Annotated in this window: 14 protein-coding genes and 2 pseudogenes; 5 read left to right on the top strand and 11 right to left on the bottom strand. The window is 38.3% G+C overall.

Features of this window, described 5'->3' with window-relative positions:
• The first annotated feature begins 4 nt into the window (after positions 1-4).
• On the top strand, positions 5-562 hold the full coding sequence (locus AADV52_RS07070) for a GNAT family N-acetyltransferase (protein ID WP_014919446.1): 558 nt from the start codon (positions 5-7) through the stop codon (positions 560-562).
• Here the strand turns inward: AADV52_RS07070 and AADV52_RS07075 are convergent.
• Together AADV52_RS07075 and AADV52_RS07080 are read right to left on the bottom strand one after the other, a co-directional pair.
• A pseudogene (locus tag AADV52_RS07075) lies at positions 549-1249 on the bottom strand (DUF554 domain-containing protein). The gene AADV52_RS07070 and the pseudogene AADV52_RS07075 sit on opposite strands and share 14 nt — an antisense overlap.
• A gap of 70 nt (positions 1250-1319) precedes the next feature.
• Positions 1320-2561 (bottom strand): LCP family protein, encoded by a 1242-nt coding sequence (locus AADV52_RS07080; protein ID WP_014919447.1) that lies wholly within the window; start codon positions 2559-2561, stop codon positions 1320-1322.
• A 161-nt stretch (positions 2562-2722) separates the two neighbouring features.
• On the opposite strand from AADV52_RS07080, the gene pepF reads away from it, so the two are divergent.
• From pepF to AADV52_RS07095, 3 genes are read left to right on the top strand one after another with little or no spacing between them, the layout of a single operon-like run.
• Positions 2723-4519, top strand: coding sequence for an oligoendopeptidase F (gene pepF / locus AADV52_RS07085; RefSeq protein WP_014919448.1), 1797 nt, complete (start codon positions 2723-2725; stop codon positions 4517-4519).
• A gap of 3 nt (positions 4520-4522) precedes the next feature.
• Positions 4523-4786: a hypothetical protein gene (locus AADV52_RS07090; RefSeq protein WP_041808836.1), complete on the top strand. Its 264-nt coding sequence runs from the start codon at positions 4523-4525 to the stop codon at positions 4784-4786.
• Positions 4787-4807: 21 nt separating this feature from the next.
• Positions 4808-5254 carry a Fic family protein gene (locus tag AADV52_RS07095; RefSeq protein ID WP_227028492.1) on the top strand — a complete coding sequence of 149 codons (447 nt, stop codon included), beginning with the start codon at positions 4808-4810 and terminating at the stop codon, positions 5252-5254.
• 145 nt (positions 5255-5399) lie between these two features.
• On the opposite strand, the gene AADV52_RS07100 is transcribed toward AADV52_RS07095, so the two are convergent.
• From AADV52_RS07100 to AADV52_RS07135, 8 genes and pseudogenes are all read right to left on the bottom strand, one after another.
• A complete protein-coding gene (locus AADV52_RS07100) occupies positions 5400-5672 on the bottom strand; it encodes a bacteriocin immunity protein (RefSeq protein ID WP_014919449.1) in 273 nt (90 codons plus the stop codon).
• A pseudogene (locus AADV52_RS07105) lies at positions 5672-7182 on the bottom strand (L-lactate permease). The gene AADV52_RS07100 and the pseudogene AADV52_RS07105 overlap by 1 nt, the downstream one beginning before the upstream one ends.
• Positions 7183-7412: 230 nt before the next feature.
• Positions 7413-8795, bottom strand: coding sequence for an L-cystine transporter (locus AADV52_RS07110; protein WP_014919450.1), 1383 nt, complete (start codon positions 8793-8795; stop codon positions 7413-7415).
• Positions 8796-9230: 435 nt separating this feature from the next.
• Positions 9231-10025, bottom strand: a complete 795-nt coding sequence (locus AADV52_RS07115) for a metal ABC transporter permease (RefSeq protein ID WP_014564225.1) — start codon at positions 10023-10025, stop codon at positions 9231-9233.
• Positions 10025-10672: a metal ABC transporter ATP-binding protein gene (locus AADV52_RS07120; RefSeq protein WP_014919451.1), complete on the bottom strand. Its 648-nt coding sequence runs from the start codon at positions 10670-10672 to the stop codon at positions 10025-10027. The genes AADV52_RS07115 and AADV52_RS07120 overlap by 1 nt, the downstream gene beginning before the upstream one ends.
• A 31-nt stretch (positions 10673-10703) precedes the next feature.
• Positions 10704-11621: a metal ABC transporter solute-binding protein, Zn/Mn family gene (locus AADV52_RS07125; RefSeq protein ID WP_041808838.1), complete on the bottom strand. Its 918-nt coding sequence runs from the start codon at positions 11619-11621 to the stop codon at positions 10704-10706.
• A 325-nt stretch (positions 11622-11946) separates the two neighbouring features.
• The gene (locus AADV52_RS07130) at positions 11947-13353 is read right to left on the bottom strand and encodes an ISLre2 family transposase (RefSeq protein WP_126096195.1); all 1407 of its coding nucleotides are present in this window, start codon (positions 13351-13353) and stop codon (positions 11947-11949) included.
• Between the two features lie 136 nt (positions 13354-13489).
• On the bottom strand, positions 13490-13762 hold the full coding sequence (locus AADV52_RS07135) for an ArsR/SmtB family transcription factor (RefSeq protein ID WP_003630183.1): 273 nt from the start codon (positions 13760-13762) through the stop codon (positions 13490-13492).
• Between the two features lie 234 nt (positions 13763-13996).
• Between AADV52_RS07135 and AADV52_RS07140 the strand changes: the two genes are divergently transcribed.
• On the top strand, positions 13997-15274 hold the full coding sequence (locus AADV52_RS07140; protein ID WP_126096204.1) for an ISL3 family transposase: 1278 nt from the start codon (positions 13997-13999) through the stop codon (positions 15272-15274).
• A 165-nt stretch (positions 15275-15439) separates the two neighbouring features.
• On the opposite strand, the gene AADV52_RS07145 is transcribed toward AADV52_RS07140, so the two are convergent.
• On the bottom strand, positions 15440-17437 hold the full coding sequence (locus AADV52_RS07145; RefSeq protein WP_014919455.1) for a PTS fructose transporter subunit IIABC: 1998 nt from the start codon (positions 17435-17437) through the stop codon (positions 15440-15442).

The raw sequence follows: 17437 nt of genomic DNA on the forward strand, positions 1-17437 counted from the left end.
TAAAATGAAAAAAAATGTCCATTACTATTTTTCTTTAATCCACTTCCAAATCGATGACTTAGGCATCCATTTAGTGTTGCCGCAAACTTGGCAGGCAATTGATCTTTATCAAGCGATCGCGCATGACCGAGAAAGCATGGGTAAATGGCTGCCTTGGGCTTATAACATGCAATCTTCAGCTGACGAAGCCAAATTTATCAAAACCATCCAAGCCGACATGGTCAAAGAGCGCATGATCGTATTAACCATTCTTGTTAATGGTGAACCATGCGGCATGATCGATTTGCATAATTTAATCACCAACCAAAAAGGCGAAATCGGCTATTGGCTGTCTAGCAAATACCAAGGCCGCGGTATTATGACTAAAAGCGTTCTTGAAGTATGCAAGTATGCCTTCAGCGAGTTAAATCTTAAATACGTTGATTTAATCGTCGCGGTTGAAAATGGTAAAAGTGAACGGGTTGCCAAAAATGCCGACTTTAAATTAATGGGAATAAAACAACATTTGATCCATCATCACACTATGGCTGGCAAAATTTTTAGAAAAATCAATTCCAATTAAATAGACCTGTTACATCTTTAATAATGAAAAAGATGATTGGTATAAGTAGTGATGGTAAAAAGTTCAGCGTTTTAACATCACGAATTTTTAACAGGGCTAACCCTGAACAGGCAATTAAGAAGCCGCCCACAATGGAAATCTCTGTTACTAGTGGACAGGTAAAAAAGCTTGCCGATAAAAATTTGGCAACGAGATAAATGCTGCCTTGCCAGCAGAATAGAACGGGAGCAACAACCAGCATCCCCCAGCCGAAGCTTGCACCAAAAACCATCGACGTTACAAAATCCAGCGTAGCATTAGTGAACAGCATGGTGTTGTCGCCTTTTACAGCCGCAATAACAGGGCCTACAATAGAGAGCGCGCCCCGATACAGCAAAGCAAGATTTCAGTTGCAAGGCCTTTACCTAAATTGGATTTTCCCACTTTTGCAACCAACCGATCAAAACGCCCAGAAATGTCCAGAGCGGTCCCACATACGCCGCCTAGAGCTAGGCTGACAATGAATAAAACGGGATAGTGGCTCTTAGGCATGGTGTTGGTCACGTTTTCCCAGCCAATACCTAGAGCGGCTAGCCCCATTGCGATAAACAAAACGTCTTCGTAACGCTTGTTAATCCCCTTTTTCACTAAACAACCAATGGACGTTCCTACTAATAACGCTAATGTATTTACAATTGTGCCAATCATATTCCTCACCTCTCAGTTTATTTTACATCAGCAAAAAAAACAGCATCCCATATCAGGATGCTGTTAATTTTTACCATTGAAACTTCCAGCCGCCACTACTTGATGATGAACTAGAACTACTACTGCTTGACGACGAAGCATCAGGATTCTTGCCATAACCAGAGCTAGAGCCACTTGCAGGCTTATCTGAATTCTGATCATAGATCTGATAATTAGTAAATGCTTGCGGATCGTCCCACTTGATATGACTATTTTGGTCATTCAAATCATTTTGCCGTGTCTCTTCATTATCTAAAGTTTCAGTTTCTAAACCTAAATTCTTGCGAATTCTATTTGAAATCTTTTGTAATTCTTTAGTTGAAGCAACCTGAATCGAAGAGCCATCAATCCAAGCATCATGCCCTTGAATATAACCACTCTTCAAGTTCTTTGCACAGCCACGATAATTCAAAACCAGGCTAAGCATATCGTTAAAGGTTAAATTAGTCTTCACATATTTATTGAAAATATCAATAAGCTTACGGTAATTGCTGATAGTATTAACTGACATAGCCTTGGTCATAATTGCTTCAATTACCTGACGCTGGCGAAGCTGACGGCCGTAGTCACCACGTGGGTCTTCTTTTCTCATACGGACATAAGCCACGGCATGACGACCATTCAAGTGCTGCTTTCCTTTATGGAAATCACACCAGTCATATGAAAAGTCAAATGGCACATTAACATCTACGCCGCCTACCGCATTAACCAAACTACGCAGCGCCTTCATATTTACTTCTAGGTAATAATCAATTGGTACATTTAACATGCTCGAAACGGTCTTCATGCTTGATTGACTGCCACCAATTTCATAGGCAGAATTCACCCTAAACATGAAGTACTTGTCTCCTGGATCGCCTTTAATATCAGCCAAGGTATCACGCGGAATCGAGGTCATCGTTGCAGAATTTTTTTGCGGATTAGCTGTAGCTAAAATCATAGTATCTGAATTACCACGATCATGACGCCCTTCAATACCTTGATCCACACCTAAAACTAAAACAGAAATCGGTTGTCTATTGGCAATCTTAGCTGAAGCTGGCACATTGCTATCGCCTTTACCATCAACTGCACTATGAATGGTGAAATACATGTGCGCAGCCCAAGCTACCCCAAAGCAAATGACCACTAATGCGACTACGCCAATAAAGCGTGCAAACATATTGCCACTTTTATATACGGTACTTTCTGCAGCAAAAGCACGATTGCGGTGGAGATTAAGCGAGGATTGTCTTGCTCGGTATTCTTCTCTTCGTTTTGGATTTTGGTCCATTATCTGTATCTTTTCCCTTCAAAATTAATACATGTTCATTTGTATCACTTTTAATCGCTAGATGAAATAAAATTACTTATAATTAATAATAACTTATTTTTTGTGTTTCATTGTACATCGAATTATGATGTATACAAAATGTAATTAATGGAGGAAAATTTATGGCGATTCCAACAAGAAGCGAAGTCCCAGAAGATTTGAAGTGGGATTTAACCCGCATCTTTAAAACAGACCAAGACTGGGAAAATGCCTTTGACAAGGCAAAAGATGAGGTGGCTAAGCTAAGTGAATTAAAGGGAAGCTTGGCTAAATCAGGCAAAGATTTGTATGAAGGCTTGACCAAGATTTTGGCAGTTAAACGTGATGTAGAAAATATTTACGTTTATGCCACTATGTCTAGCGATGTTGATACTTCTAACTCACATTATTTGGGCTACGTTAGCCGCGTGCAAAGCTTGTCCAATCAATTTGAAGCAGCAACCAGTTTTATTAATCCTGAAATTTTGAGTATCCCTGCCGAAAAGTTTGAGCAATTCAAAAAAGACGAGCCAAGATTAGCTGATTACGCCCACTATTTGGAAATGATCACTAACAAGCGTCCTCACACTTTGCCAGCAGAAGAAGAAAAAATTATCGCTGACGCAGGGGATGCCATGAGCGTGTCAGAGAATACCTTTAACGTTTTAACCAACTCTGACATGGAATATGGCTATATGCAAGATGAAGACGGCAACATGGAGCAATTATCCAATGGCTTGTATTCATTATTGATTCAGTCCCAAAATCGTGACGTGCGTAAAGGTGCTTTTAATACTCTCTATGCCAGCTATGGTCAATTCCAAAACTCGCTTGCCTCTACTCTCTCCGGCGTTGTGAAAAAACATAACTACAACGCACGCATGCACAAGTATGATTCAGCTCGTGAAGCCGCATTAGCTGATAACGGCGTACCTGTTGAAGTTTACGACACATTAATTAAAGAAGTTGATTCACACCTTGACTTGCTTCACCGTTATGTCGCATTGCGCAAGAAAATTTTAGGTCTTAAAGACTTACAAATGTGGGACATGTACGTGCCGCTAACTGGTAAGCCTGCTTTGTCTTACAACTTTGAAGAGGCTAAAAAGGTAGCTAAAGGAGCCTTGAAGCCACTTGGCGAAGACTACTTAAAGCATGTTGATTATATTTTTAACAACCGTGTGATTGACCCTGTTGAATCTAAGGGCAAGGTTACTGGTGCTTACTCTGGTGGTGCTTACGATACCGATCCATATGAACTTTTGAACTGGGAAGACAATATCGATTCACTCTATACTTTAGTTCATGAAACTGGACACTCAGTTCACTCTTGGTACACCCGCCACAGTCAGCCTTATATCTACGGTGATTACCCAATCTTCGTGGCTGAAATTGCTTCAACCACTAATGAAAATATTTTGACTGAATATTTCTTGGACCATATTACTGATCCTAAGACGCGCGCATTCATCTTGAACTACTACCTTGATTCATTCAAGGGTACATTGTTCCGCCAAACTCAATTTGCGGTATTTGAACAATTTATCCACGAAGCAGATGCTAAGGGCGAACCATTGACTGCCGATATTTTGGATGATGTTTATGGTCAAATTAACCAGCATTACTACGGCGACAGTGTTGAACCTGGTGGCGATATTGCGCTTGAATGGTCACGAATTCCGCACTTCTACTACAACTTCTACGTTTATCAATATGCGACTGGATTTGCGGCTGCAACGGCTTTGGCTAACAAGGTTGTGCATGGTAGTCAGGCTGATAGGGATGCATACCTGGGCTACCTTAAGTCAGGTTCTAGTGACTATCCTACTGAGATCATGAAGCGTGCCGGCGTTGACATGACTAAGCCCGATTATTTGGAAGATGCTTTCAAGACTTTTGAAAAGAGATTGAACGAATTCGAGAGTTTGATTGGTAAGTAATTCATGCAGGCTTATTCTCCAGATTATATTAGGGATGCTTTAGTCCGTTTTGCCTATCACTCAAATGCAATTGAAGGTAATTCATTATCGCTCGGGCAAACGGAAGCCATTGTTTTATACGACAGAGTAACTTTTGTGAATAATAAAGGCGTTAAGCTACGTGATATTTACGAAGCCAGTAATCAAAAAGATGCATTCTATCTAATGCTCAATATGACTAACAATAATGCGGAATTAACCATTGATAATATTTTGAAATTACAATAATTTGAATTAACTAAAAATACCATTGGTACTGCAGGTAAATTCAAACAAAATGAAAATATGATCTTAGGTGCTGATTTCCAAACTTCTTCCGTAGCTGAGACTCCTATTGCTGTCAAACAATGGGCAGAAAATACCAATTATCGTCTAGAAAACAGTCAAACTAAAGATGAATTCCTCCAAAATCTGATGGCTGCACATATTAATTTTGAACGAATTCATCCCTTTGAAGACGGAAATGGCATAACTGGTCGAGAGCTAATTAACTTAGAACTTGCTAAAAATGAAATGCCATCTTTAATCATCGAAAAAGACGATAAAGCGCAATACATTACTTACGAGGCTGATCAAGATGTTGTTAGTCTTACCGAATATGCCAAAAAGAAACTAGCCACTGAACAAAAACGTTACGAAATATTTGAGCGTAATTTTAAAGCTCAGGAAGAATTTGATAAGAATCATCAAGAATAAATAAAACTTTTTCCAAACTCTCATTTTTTTGGTATCATTTCAGCGTATTTGATATCGATAAGTTTTTAATGACACTGACTTGAAAAAGATACCCATACAAAAAAGCTGACAACTCACTTTCACGTGAATTATCAGCTTTTTGCTTTTAAATGGAACCTGTCAAGCCAGCTCCCGTCCACTTATTTGGATTTTCATCTAGCATAATTTTTAATTTAGTTAACGTTGATGGTAACTTGAAATCATGCATCAATGAATAATTATCAATTTCCTGATTTAACTTAAAAATAACCTTATTTAGATCAATATCTTGTTCTATTTCACTTAAAGCATGATCAATTATTGTCATTGCTTCAACATCACCAGTAATATCTGGCTGTGTTTTCATACTAAGCAGAACAGATTTTAATTTTTCATCCATTAGATCATCCCTGCAACTAAACCAACTACATACAAGAAGACGCAACAAATCACGAGATACAGACTGCCCCACTTGCCAGTTTCCTTCAAGATCTCGCCTTCATCACCTTCACGATTAATCGCACCGGTTGCTACCGCAATATTCTGTGGTGACAGCATCCCTGCCGTTGCACCCGTCATGTTCGACGCTACAACCCAGTACTTGCTTACACCTAAGTCCGTTGCAGCTGACAGTTGCAAGTTACCAAAGAGCACGTTAGCTGAAGTAGCGGAGCCTGTTAAGAATGTTTCCAAGAGCTCCAATTAACGGTGCAAACAATGGATAAACAGGTCCAAGCAAGCTTACCAAGGCAATAGCTAATGCATCAGTCATACCAGCGTAGACCATCACCTTAGCAAGTCCTACAATGGCGCAAACCGTAATCGTGGTCTTCCACACGCTCTTAATGCATTGTCTTAAAATCTGCATCATTTTCTTAAAGCTAACGCCTTGAATGGTTCCCCAATTAATGTGGAAATCAAAAGCAATGTTCCTGGAGAATTTAACCAATTAATAGCCAAGGTATTAGGATTCTTGCCAGTGTAAATAACCAAGTTAGTTGTAGCCTTGCTGAGCAAATTATTCACTGGCGCTACCAATGATGATGCAAAAATGACGAAGATAAAGACCAAGATAAATGGTGAACATGCCTTAAGCATTTCCTTCGTACTTGGACGCTCCACATCAGGTCCTTCTTCATCTTCATGCCATCTGGTAAATAAAACCGTAATAGTGATTGTGCAAAGTGAACCTACAATTGCAGGTGATTCTGCACCAACAAATTTAGCGGCTATTACCTGGGGAATAGCCATGCCAAGTCCGACATCAAGGTAATCAAGCCAACGCCTTTAACAACCTTAATGCTGCCTTCCGTCAAAATTACCAAAATAAATGGCACTAGCAATACCAAAACGAATAATTGCAAAGTTACGATGAAGGATAAATTTTCTTGCTTCAAGTTAGTTACTTCAGCCAATGTTAAAATTGGCAATCCAATTGCACCAAATGCTGTTGCAGTGGTATTGGCAATCAGACTAATTACTGACGCTCTAATTGGATCTAACCCAAAGGCAATCAAAATACCTGCCGCAATTGCGACCGCTGTACCAAAACCGGCAATTGATTCAAGAAAGCCACCAAAGCCCCAAGCAATAATTAGCACGATAATGCGCTTATCAGTTGAAATCGTAGCCAGCATGTCCTGAATGATTTTCATTCCGCCCGATTCAGTAGTTACATTGTACGCAAATAACGCCATCACGATTACGAACATGATTGGCCAAATACCCATGATGATCCCTTCTAGGGCTCCTGTCATAGTATCTAAAACCGGCTATTTAAAACTAACGATAGCAAGTACAATCGTTAATACTAATCCAATCACACAAGCACGTGCAGCTGGCATTCGCATCACACCAAGCGAAATAATTAACCAAATGATTGGCAACAATGCTATTGCAATCGAATCCACAAAGGTTTTGGTCAGGTTCAGGATACCTTAGAATCCTATTTTGACTAAATAAAAGATTAAAAAATCGATCTACGAGAAAAATCTATTTACACAAACTATTTGACAGTGTCTAAAAGTTAAAATCAAATACGTAAACTTTATCAATTATTACAAATTTCAAAATTTAATATTAAATATTCAGTAAAAGACATAAACAATCTAGGACTTTTTAGTCATGAAACTTAGATCTATTATTCATAATCCATAATTTGAGCAGTACTATTTAATTTTTTAAAATCTAATTCACCTAATCTTTTGGCAGTAATTACCCCTGCAAGCATTGAATCATTAACATTTAATGCTGTTCTAGCCATATCTACAATTGGATCAATCGCAATTAAAATTCCTAGCACTGAAACGGGTAAATTTAAGGCACCTAAAACCATTAAAGTAGTAAAAGTTGATCCTCCACCAACACCGGCAACGCCAAAACTTGAAATCACATCAATTAATACCAAGGTCAATATGAATTGCCATGAAAAAATATTTACACCTACAACAGACGCACTGATTGCGGCAACCATTGATGGATAAATTCCAGCACATCCATTTTGACCTATGGATAAACCAAAGCTAGCACTAAAATCAGCAATTGTATCACTCACACCCAACTGATTTTTTTGTGTTCTAACATTTAAGGGAAGACTTCCTCCACTAGTTCTAGAAGTAAAAGCAAAAACTAATACTGGCCAAACGTTTTTAAAATAAGTAATCGGATTAATTCCATTAATCATCAATAAAACTGCGTGTACTAGGAACATTACCCCAATTGCAAAGTATGCAGCAATAATAAATATTAATAATTTACCCATTGTCGTAAAACTATTAGTAGCGGCGGCACGAGCAATCAAAGCAAAAATTCCATAAGGCGTTAACTCTAAGACCATTTTTACTATTTTCATAATAATAGCTCTCAAAGCTTGAATACCACGTGCAAAGGTCTCTGCTAATTTTGTTTTTTCTTTCTTAAGACTTAAGAATGCTACCCCGACAAATAATGAAAAAATTACCACTGCAATAGTACTTGCTGCTCGCATACCTGCAAAATCTGCAAATATATTTTTGGGAAAGAATGAAACGATTTGTAGTGCTAAAGTTACATTCTTAAGCGATTCTTGATGGTCTCTAATTGAAGTTAACGCCTGCGAAGTAGCAGTTAACCCACGTGCAAAATTGGCACCTTGTAAATGAAATAAAACCACACTAATGAAACCGATAAATGATGCTACAGCTGTTGTTCCTAATAAAACTACTAAGACGTTTCCTGCAATCTTATGAATTTTTTCTGTAACTTTTAATTGAGTAAAAGCACCTACTAAAGAAACAAAAATCAATGGAATAACTAACATTTGAAGAAGCGAAATATAACCATCCCCAACTATAGAAAGCCAATCCATACTTTGACTAATTACTAAACTTTTTGCTCCAAATATCAGTTGCAAACCAATACCATATACAATTCCAACAACTAATGATAAAAATACTAATTTAGTAAATCCCCACTTTTTATGATGAAGATAGATCATTCCAGCTAATAAAGCCATCGCTACTATAAGCGCTACAAATGTTTGCATAAAATCCCCCTTGCATTACTTTGAGCAAACAAAAGGAGTCATTGACACATACTGTCAATGACTCCTTGGATAATCTTTGTAACAGATGAAAAGTTCCTATTTATGATAGAAAACAGAAAATCCTTGCGCGAGAAAATGACTGTACGCCAAATAAATTGTCAATTTTTTGACAAATGCAACAACAAGAATTTTCTTGACGTACAAACATTTAGCTCACTCCTTTCTTACTTTTCACAAGTAATAATATAGAATTACTTACTTAAAGTCAATAAAAAAATTAAAATTTTTGCTTGCAACTTTGCCCAACAAACTATATAACAATTAATGGAAAGTAAAATTTCTCACATCATTTAAGAACTACTCCTCGGAATGGAGTAGTTCTTTTTCTTTTCCAATGAAAAAACAGGTTGAGATTCAACCTGCTTCTTATTTTTATTAGCGATGTTTAACTACATGGATGCCATAAACAACTAGGTAAATCACTACCTCAATCGTTGCAATAAAGAATGTGACAGGCCAATTAGTAATAAAGCCTAAATATAGACCTGCCCAGACACCTACTAGAGCGAAGAAGACTGACCAGGCAATCATTGCTGGAATCGTTCGGCCGATATGACGGGCAGTTGAAGATGGCAATGTTAGCAAGATAAATACTAGCAATGAACCAACAATTTGTGCACCAATAGCAACTGACATAGCTAAAGAAATGAGGAAAACAATTCCTACGAAGCCAGTATGCACGCCGTGCGCAATAGCACCGATATGGTCAAATGAATCGAAATTCAAGTTTCTTTGAACCAGCAAGATCATCAGCAAAACAATGACTGATAAAACAACCAGTTGGATCACGCCTTGTTTGTCTACACCGATGATACTACCGAACAAAATATTCGTTGCATAGCGGCTATTAGACCCTGAGATGGCAAGAAATAAAACACCTAGTCCAATGAACAATGCAGAAATTGCACTAATTGAAGACTCTTTTTGATCACTGTGCAAGGACAATTCACCAACACCAATTGAACCTAATAGCGTAAAGAGCAACATCCCCCATAACGGTGCAATACCGATGAACACGGCAAAGGCTGCTCCCGCAAAACCGATTTCTGACAAGGTATGTGCTAAAAAGGCATAGCTGCGTGCTACAACGTAGACTCCGACAATCCCACAGGTAATCGCAATAAATGTACTTGCTAAGAAGGCATAACGCATAAATTCATATTGAAACATTATTCGAAATCCTCCTTAAACTCACTCATCTTTCCCTGTCTGATTGAACCCTTATTAAGATAGAGATAATCAGTCATATATTTTTTAGCTAATGGAATATCATGAGTGACGAACAAAACCGTAATCTTGTGTTCCTGATTAAGGTGTTTGATCAGCCCCATCAATTCTTCCTTAGCTGCCGGATCAAGGCTCGCTGTGGCTTCATCCAGAATAATCATATTAGGATTATCCAGCAATGCTTGTGCCAAATATGCACGCTGCTTTTGCCCTCCTGAAGCTTCACCCATTCGAGTATCCTCAATTGGATCTAAGTGAGTTTCAACCAATTGATGATCGATCTGATCCTTCACCTTTTTGGTTTTAAAAAGTGGTGCATTCAAACCAACAAACGCACGAATTGAAAGTGGATATTCTGAATCAATATTTCTAAATTGTGGCACATATCCTAGCTTAACATCTGATGAAAAATTATAGCTACCATCAGTTGGTGTAAGCATCCCCATCAAAATCTTAATTAAGGTTGTCTTTCCTGTCCCATTTGGCCCCAGTAGAGCAGTCATCGATCCTTTTTCAAGATGAAAATTTATATCTTGAAAAACGGTCTTGGTATCAAATCTCATCGAAAGATCATTCACATCTAAAATCAATTTAGCATCCCCTTTACTTGCTAAATTCTATCTATTTTTTGCTAATATTAGCTAAATTTTGGTAATTTTCTCTCATCCAATCTAAGTAAGTCATATGATTTGGAATTGTTTCGCACACATTGAGCACTGGTACACCGTTTTCCTTAGCAAGCTTAACGAAAGTCTTCACAGTTGAACTACTTGCTTGAGTGTTATTAACAAAGAATGCGATCTTCTTGTCCTTAATTTCATTAGTCATCTTGTTGATGGTCTTAGGACTTGGATCAGTACCATTTTCGATAGCTTCTTCAAATTCCTTGTCACCAATCTTGTAACCTGCCTCTTCTAAACCATAATCAAAAACAGGTTCACTAACAAAGACGGGCTTATTGTTCTTCTTATCAGCTGACTTGGCAATTTGCTTAACCTTAGCAATCTTAGCTAAGTACTTGTCACCATTTTCCTTAAAGTAAGCTGCGTGCTTTTTGTCTAACTTAGATAAACGCTTAACTAAGTAGTTAACATACTTGGTTGGCATATCTAAATCATACCAGATATGAGGGTTGTCGACCTTCTTGAGCCCCATTAAGTCTTCACCTACTAAGACAGGCTTCTTGCTTACTGAGCTAGCTAACTTGTTCATCCAGCTATCGTAGCCTAAGCCATTGGCAACAATAATATTGGCATTAGTTAACTTCTTAGCATCGGCAGTAGTTGGTTCAAAATCGTGCGGATCGGTTGCACTATTTTTAATAATTGCTTGAACACTGCCGTACTTACCTGCAACGTTCTTGGCAATATCTGCATAAACATTAGTCGTAGTGACAATAGAAACTTTATCTGACTTAGTTTTAGCTTGGTCTTTATTTGAGCACGCAGAAGCTAGAAGCATAATCATGCCCATTAATCCCATAATAAAAAGTGACTTAGTAATTCTAGATTTAATTTTTTTCAATATATGTTTCTCCATACAAAAAAAGCATTTAAATCAGAAAATTATTCAGCAATTCTTTTCTGACTTAAAGTTAGAATAAGCTAGTTTGATAATCGTGTCAATATTTTTAAGCGTACACAAATAGCACCAGAGTCGCTTAGACCTGATGCTATCAATAAAAACTTATAAATTATAAGAAATACTTAAAATGTAAAATTTGCTGAATTTTATTTAAATGCTTTTGTTCTAGAATGACATCATTATATAAACATATTTTTATATGCTTGTCAAACTCAAACTATTCTTGTAAGTGTCAATATTTTTGCGGTAGGCTATTAGCCATTAGTCTGACCTTAATTTCTTAAATATTTATTTGATTTATTTTTCTGCTAAAATCGTTTAAATAGCTATGTCCTGCTGTTAAGCTTTCAATGGCGCCGTGATGAATGCCCAGATGAGCTTCATGCGTCTTTCTTAGGCTGGCACGAACTGCATCTTTCAATTCTTCCTGATCACCAATATCGAGCTGTCCACCTGCAAATTCACTGCTAAGCCAGTATTCCAGCTCTTTGTTTTTAATGCAAGTCAGTACACGCAGAATTCCTTCGGCACCATCTTCTGACCAGTATTTTCCTTGCCCTTTGACGCGATAAGTATATTTACGGTGATTGCTTTCACAGCAGCCAATTGCCTTAATTACGGACAAATGACGCATTTTGAATGGCTTAATATCCACCCAGCGACGATGAAGATAGCTGCGCAGGCGCCTTAAATTCTCATGATTTTCTGGCGTATTCAGCTCATCAATCAGATTGCTTTCAATCGTGTCTAAAATCACGTCAGTCAAGTGACGGTCATATTTAAACTCAACTGCACTGATCAATTTGCCTTGCATGGCCGGCATGAAGCTTAGACGATCTTTAATCTTTTTGTTCAAGTGAAAGACATCCAAGAAGTGTTCGTGCTGCCGGCAATAGCCAACTATTTCATCAAAGTCTTTCTTGGCATAGCCAGCACCGCCATCGGCATTACTGATGATTAAAGTATCGCTTAAGTCATAGGTATTGGCTAAATAAGCTTTAATTTCTTGCAAAGCATCCAAGCGGCTTAAAGAAACAAACTCTTTGGCCTGTACTCTCTTTCTGCGCGTCTTGCTTAAATTAATAATATCCTCGCAGACTTGATAGCGATGAAATTCCAGTCGCTTCTTGGTGCCCTTGATCACAACGCCATCGCCTTCAAGATAAAGCACTGGCACCTTTTTCTTTTGAGCAATACCATCGTATCTTTCCTCAGACTGCTGCTGTGCTTTAATCTGTTTGCCTGCTTGCACAATCAGCTTGCCAACTTGACTATGGCTAATATTGAAACAGGAGAGAGTATTAACAGCTAAAGCAGTATTGCGGTAAGTTGCCACGGCGCTAACCTGCAAAATATCCTTCACTGCCAAAACACTGTAACGCTTATATTTGTCATAGCCCATCAGCTTATCCAGTGGATATTTAGCCTTTTTGCCAGGACAAGCATATCTTCTGCGCCAATAGCTGATTTCACCAAAGGCAGTCACAACTGAACGCTTATTTTTCTTCTCGATCTGATAGCCTTGCTTTTTAGTCTCTTCAACTAGACCAGCATCAACTTCTTCTAGTGCTGCTGTCATCAATTCTCTAATCAGATCAAAGAAATAGCACATTAATGCCTTTTCACGGGCAATAACATTATTTTCAGACTTAATAATTTTTACGATATCAGCTATAATAGATTCCATAAAAGACCAGCTTCTAATGTGTTTTTTTCGTTAACATCAGACTACTGGTCTTTTTGTTTGAGCTCAAGTCCAATTTCAAAGGATTTGAGCTTTTTTAATTAATTATTCAACTTACCGCAAAAAATTATACACTTAGCTATTCTTTGACGTGCTGACGTAAAACATCCAAGATTTTAATAATATGGTTATCAGCTAAACTATAGTATTTTTCTTGCTTAACCCGTTCACTTTTAACCAGCTTAGCTTCCTCTAAGATTCTAAGATGACGTGAAATAGCTGGCTGGCTAACATCGAATTGTTTAACTAAATTATTTACGCTGCTTTTTTGATGATCATTTAAATAATAAAGAATTTGAATACGGATTGGATGATTGAGAGCCCTAGTGATCCGGATAATTTGATCATTCAACTTTTTCACCTACTTACTAGTTTTAGCTTATTTTATCCCTTTAATTTTCTCAAAAAAAAAAAGCGCTACCCGAAGGTAGCGCAAAACATAACGGCTCTATAATTTTTCCTGTTGATGACTTATCTATATGATAAGCTGTTAACAGGATTTTTTATTGCATAAAAAAGGAGGACATAGTCCCCTGTAATAAAAAATCTATCCTACTAAACATTTTATAAATAAAGGTGTGTTTCTATGTCCTCTTTTAATAATTGTATTAAATTTGATCTTGATATTAAAGAAAAAAATATTGTTTTCAAAGACTATTTCTACAAAATGGTCCAGATGAAAAAGCACAAAATCTATGAAGCTGAATTGCTTCAACCTGCTTGTCCTTTCTGCGGCTCCCTAGATCTCTTACACAATGGCCATTTGATTACCAACATTCACTATTTAACAGCTAATGCAAGTTTACCGGTCATTATCAGATTGGCTAAGCAACGAGTTAAATGTCGCGCTTGTGAGCGCTGGTCTATGGCTCAGTCTGAATTGGTAAATAAATACTGTTCTATTTCTAATGCCTCTAAGCTAAAAATTTTGTCTGCGTTAACTGAAGATCGTTCGATGACCAGCATTGTCAGCGAAAACAATGTTTCTGTCAACACTGTTCAAAGAGTTTTAGGCAGCTGCTCTCACCGTTTCCTTGACAGCTATGAGTATCTGCCAGCTCATTTGGCTTTCGATGAATTCAAAGGCGTTGATCGTCAGCTGCACTTTATCTGCTTAGACGGCGATAGTCATCAAGTCGTGCAGATTCTTAGAACTCGCTACAAGAAGACGCTGCTTAAGTATTTTGGTCGTTTCTCGCCCCAAGCTAGAGCTAACGTTAAGACGGTCACGATGGATCTTAATTTTTACTATCAAGATATCGTCAGAGCTTGTTTTCCTAACTCTCAGATTGTCATCGATCGTTTTCATATGATTCAAATGCTTACGCGTTCTTTCAACTCACTAAGAGTCCAAGTCATGAAGACCTTTGATAAAAGATCCAGACAGTATCAGCTGCTCAAATCTCCCTGGAAATTATACTTGAAGAAGTTTGATGAGCTTGAAAAAGTTCATCCTCGCTACAACTGGCATTACAAAGACTGCTTAACTCAAGCACAAGTAGTTACAGAAGGCATTAACACCAGCACTGCTTTAGAGAATTCATATAACCTGATGCAAAGCTTTATTCAAGCCGTTGAAACTGGCAATACGCATGAGCTCAAATCGTTAATCAACTGCCAAGATCAAATTGGAACTTTAATGCACAAAACACTATTAACCTTTAAGCATAATCTAACAGCTGTGCTTAACGGAGCAGCCCTGCCTTATTCTAACGGCTGCCTTGAAGGGTTCAACCGCAAGATCAAACAAATTGAACGAACAGCTTTTGGCTATTCCAATTTTACCAATCTCTTAACCAGAATTCGTTTGGAAGAAGATCTGTACAAAGAAAAAGAACCAAACAGCCTTTTAATGGTTGCCTGATTCTATTCATTTACTCATTATCAACAGGATTTGACAAAGAGCCAACATAACAGAGTATCTTGATTTAAGTAGAGATCATCAAGATATTTATATTATAATACGTTTTTTACATAATGGAGCATTTTTTGATTAATAACTTAAATTATTTTACTCAATTACGCTTTTTTATTCGTTAGGATCGTCTTTAACGTTCTTCTTCCAGAAACTCATAACCAAACCAGCTACAACAGAACCGATAATAGTTGCAAAGAAGTAGAACAAAATGTGACTTGGTCCACCAATATTACCAGCAAGTGGTGATACCCAAAGACCACCGTGAGGAGCTGGAACACCAACGTGCCATAAACCAACTAACGCACCACCGACAGCTGAACCAATGATACATGAAGGAATTACACGACCTGGGTCAGCAGCTGCAAATGGAATAGCACCTTCAGTAATGAATGAGAATCCTAATACCCAGTTTGAAACACCTGCACGACGTTCTTCCAAAGTGTACTTATTCTTGAAGAATGTAGTACCGATAGCTGTAGCAAATGGAGGAACCATACCACCAACCATAACGGCAGCCATCAAAATAGCAGCAGTAGCTGAGTGTGGATCATTAGCAAAGGCACCTGAAGCAAATACGTAAGCAGCCTTGTTGAAAGGACCACCCATATCGATTGACATCATACCTGCCAAGATAGTGGTAAGAAGTACCAAGTTACCAGTACCCATACCGTTCAAGAAGTGGGTAATAGCAAAGTTAATACCACTAAAGATTGGGTTAATGATGTAGAACATAATAGCTGCAATTAACAGCAAGCCCAAGATTGGGTAGAACAGCATTGGCTTCATACCTTCAACTGAGTGAGGTAATTTAGCAAATAGCTTCTTCAAGCCAACCATTAAGTAACCTGCAATGAAACCAGCAGCGATACCACCTAAGAATCCAGCTGGTGAAGTTGCGTGTGCTTGAACGTTAACTTGGAATTGACCGTTAACAATCGCAGCCATGTAACCACCAACGAAACCTGGCATAAGGGCTGGTAAATCACCGATTGATTCGGCAATGTAAGCAGCAAGAACTGGAACCATGAAGGCAAAGGCCAAGTTACCGGCATTGTTTAAGAATACGAATGCTGGTGTCTTAGGACCACCCATGTAGTTTTCTACGATGAATGATACGGCCATTAAGATACCACCACCAATAACGAATGGAAGCATGTGGCTGATACCGTTCATCAAGTTCTTGTAAATGCCTGCCCATAAGCCTGGCTTTTCAGTGCTTGATGATTCAGCTGATTTATCAGCTGCACTTGCGTGGTAAACATCTGCCTTGTCATCCATAATGTCATCGATTAATTCGCCTGGCTTGTTGATACCATCAACAACTGGACGGTTAACTAAGTGCTTGCCGTCAAAACGTGGCATATCAACCTTCTTGTCAGAAGCGATAATAACCCCCTTAGCGCGCTTAATTTCATCAGGGGTTAACTTATCCTTAACACCTTCAGAACCGTTAGTTTCGATTCTAACTTCGATACCGCGCTTCTTACCTTCCTTGATCAAGGCTTCTTGAGCCATGTAAGTGTGGGCAATACCGTTGATACATGCAGTAACACCAACAATTAAAGGCTTGTTGTCATCATCTGAACTACCTTGAGCCTTAGCAGCTTCTTTAGCCTTTTTAGCTTCAGCAGCTTTCTTGTCTTCTTCGTCCTTCTTAGTTTCAGCCTTTTCAAAAAGGTCGATAACTTCTTCTGGAGTCTTAGCAGCCTTAAGTTTTTCAACTAATTCTGGATCAATTAATAAACCAGAAAGCTTAGCTAAAGCTTGAAGGTGAGTATTATCAGCACCAGCTGGTGCTGTAATCATGAAGAATAAGTGAACTGGTTGACCATCAAGTGAGTTGTAGTCAATGCCTTCCTTACTCTTAGCAAACAATACACGAGCCTTGTTAATTGACTTGTTACGTGCGTGAGGCATTGCGATTCCTCCACCAATACCGGTAGTAGATTCATTTTCACGGTCCCAGATAAACTTGATAAATGCATCTTCATCATTAACGATGCCGGTTGCAACTTCAAGGTCAGCCATTTCCTTAATGGCATCTTCTTTATTCTTAGCCTTGAGTTCCATAATCATGGACTCAGGACTTAATATGTCCTTAATTCTCAT

It is taken from the genome of Lactobacillus helveticus, assembly GCF_046109915.1.
Classification (GTDB): domain Bacteria; phylum Bacillota; class Bacilli; order Lactobacillales; family Lactobacillaceae; genus Lactobacillus; species Lactobacillus helveticus.

Bases quoted from the DNA above. Each gene is read 5' to 3' on its own strand.
- AADV52_RS07070 (WP_014919446.1), top strand. From the start codon at position 5: ATGAAAAAAAATGTCCATTACTATTTTTCTTTAATCCACTTCCAAATC.
- AADV52_RS07080 (WP_014919447.1), bottom strand. From the start codon at position 2,561: ATGGACCAAAATCCAAAACGAAGAGAAGAATACCGAGCAAGACAATCC.
- pepF (WP_014919448.1), top strand. From the start codon at position 2,723: ATGGCGATTCCAACAAGAAGCGAAGTCCCAGAAGATTTGAAGTGGGAT.
- AADV52_RS07090 (WP_041808836.1), top strand. From the start codon at position 4,523: ATGCAGGCTTATTCTCCAGATTATATTAGGGATGCTTTAGTCCGTTTT.
- AADV52_RS07100 (WP_014919449.1), bottom strand. From the start codon at position 5,672: ATGGATGAAAAATTAAAATCTGTTCTGCTTAGTATGAAAACACAGCCA.
- AADV52_RS07110 (WP_014919450.1), bottom strand. From the start codon at position 8,795: ATGCAAACATTTGTAGCGCTTATAGTAGCGATGGCTTTATTAGCTGGA.
- AADV52_RS07115 (WP_014564225.1), bottom strand. From the start codon at position 10,025: ATGTTTCAATATGAATTTATGCGTTATGCCTTCTTAGCAAGTACATTT.
- AADV52_RS07125 (WP_041808838.1), bottom strand. From the start codon at position 11,621: ATGGAGAAACATATATTGAAAAAAATTAAATCTAGAATTACTAAGTCA.
- AADV52_RS07130 (WP_126096195.1), bottom strand. From the start codon at position 13,353: ATGGAATCTATTATAGCTGATATCGTAAAAATTATTAAGTCTGAAAAT.
- AADV52_RS07140 (WP_126096204.1), top strand. From the start codon at position 13,997: ATGTCCTCTTTTAATAATTGTATTAAATTTGATCTTGATATTAAAGAA.
- AADV52_RS07145 (WP_014919455.1), bottom strand. From the start codon at position 17,437: ATGAGAATTAAGGACATATTAAGTCCTGAGTCCATGATTATGGAACTC.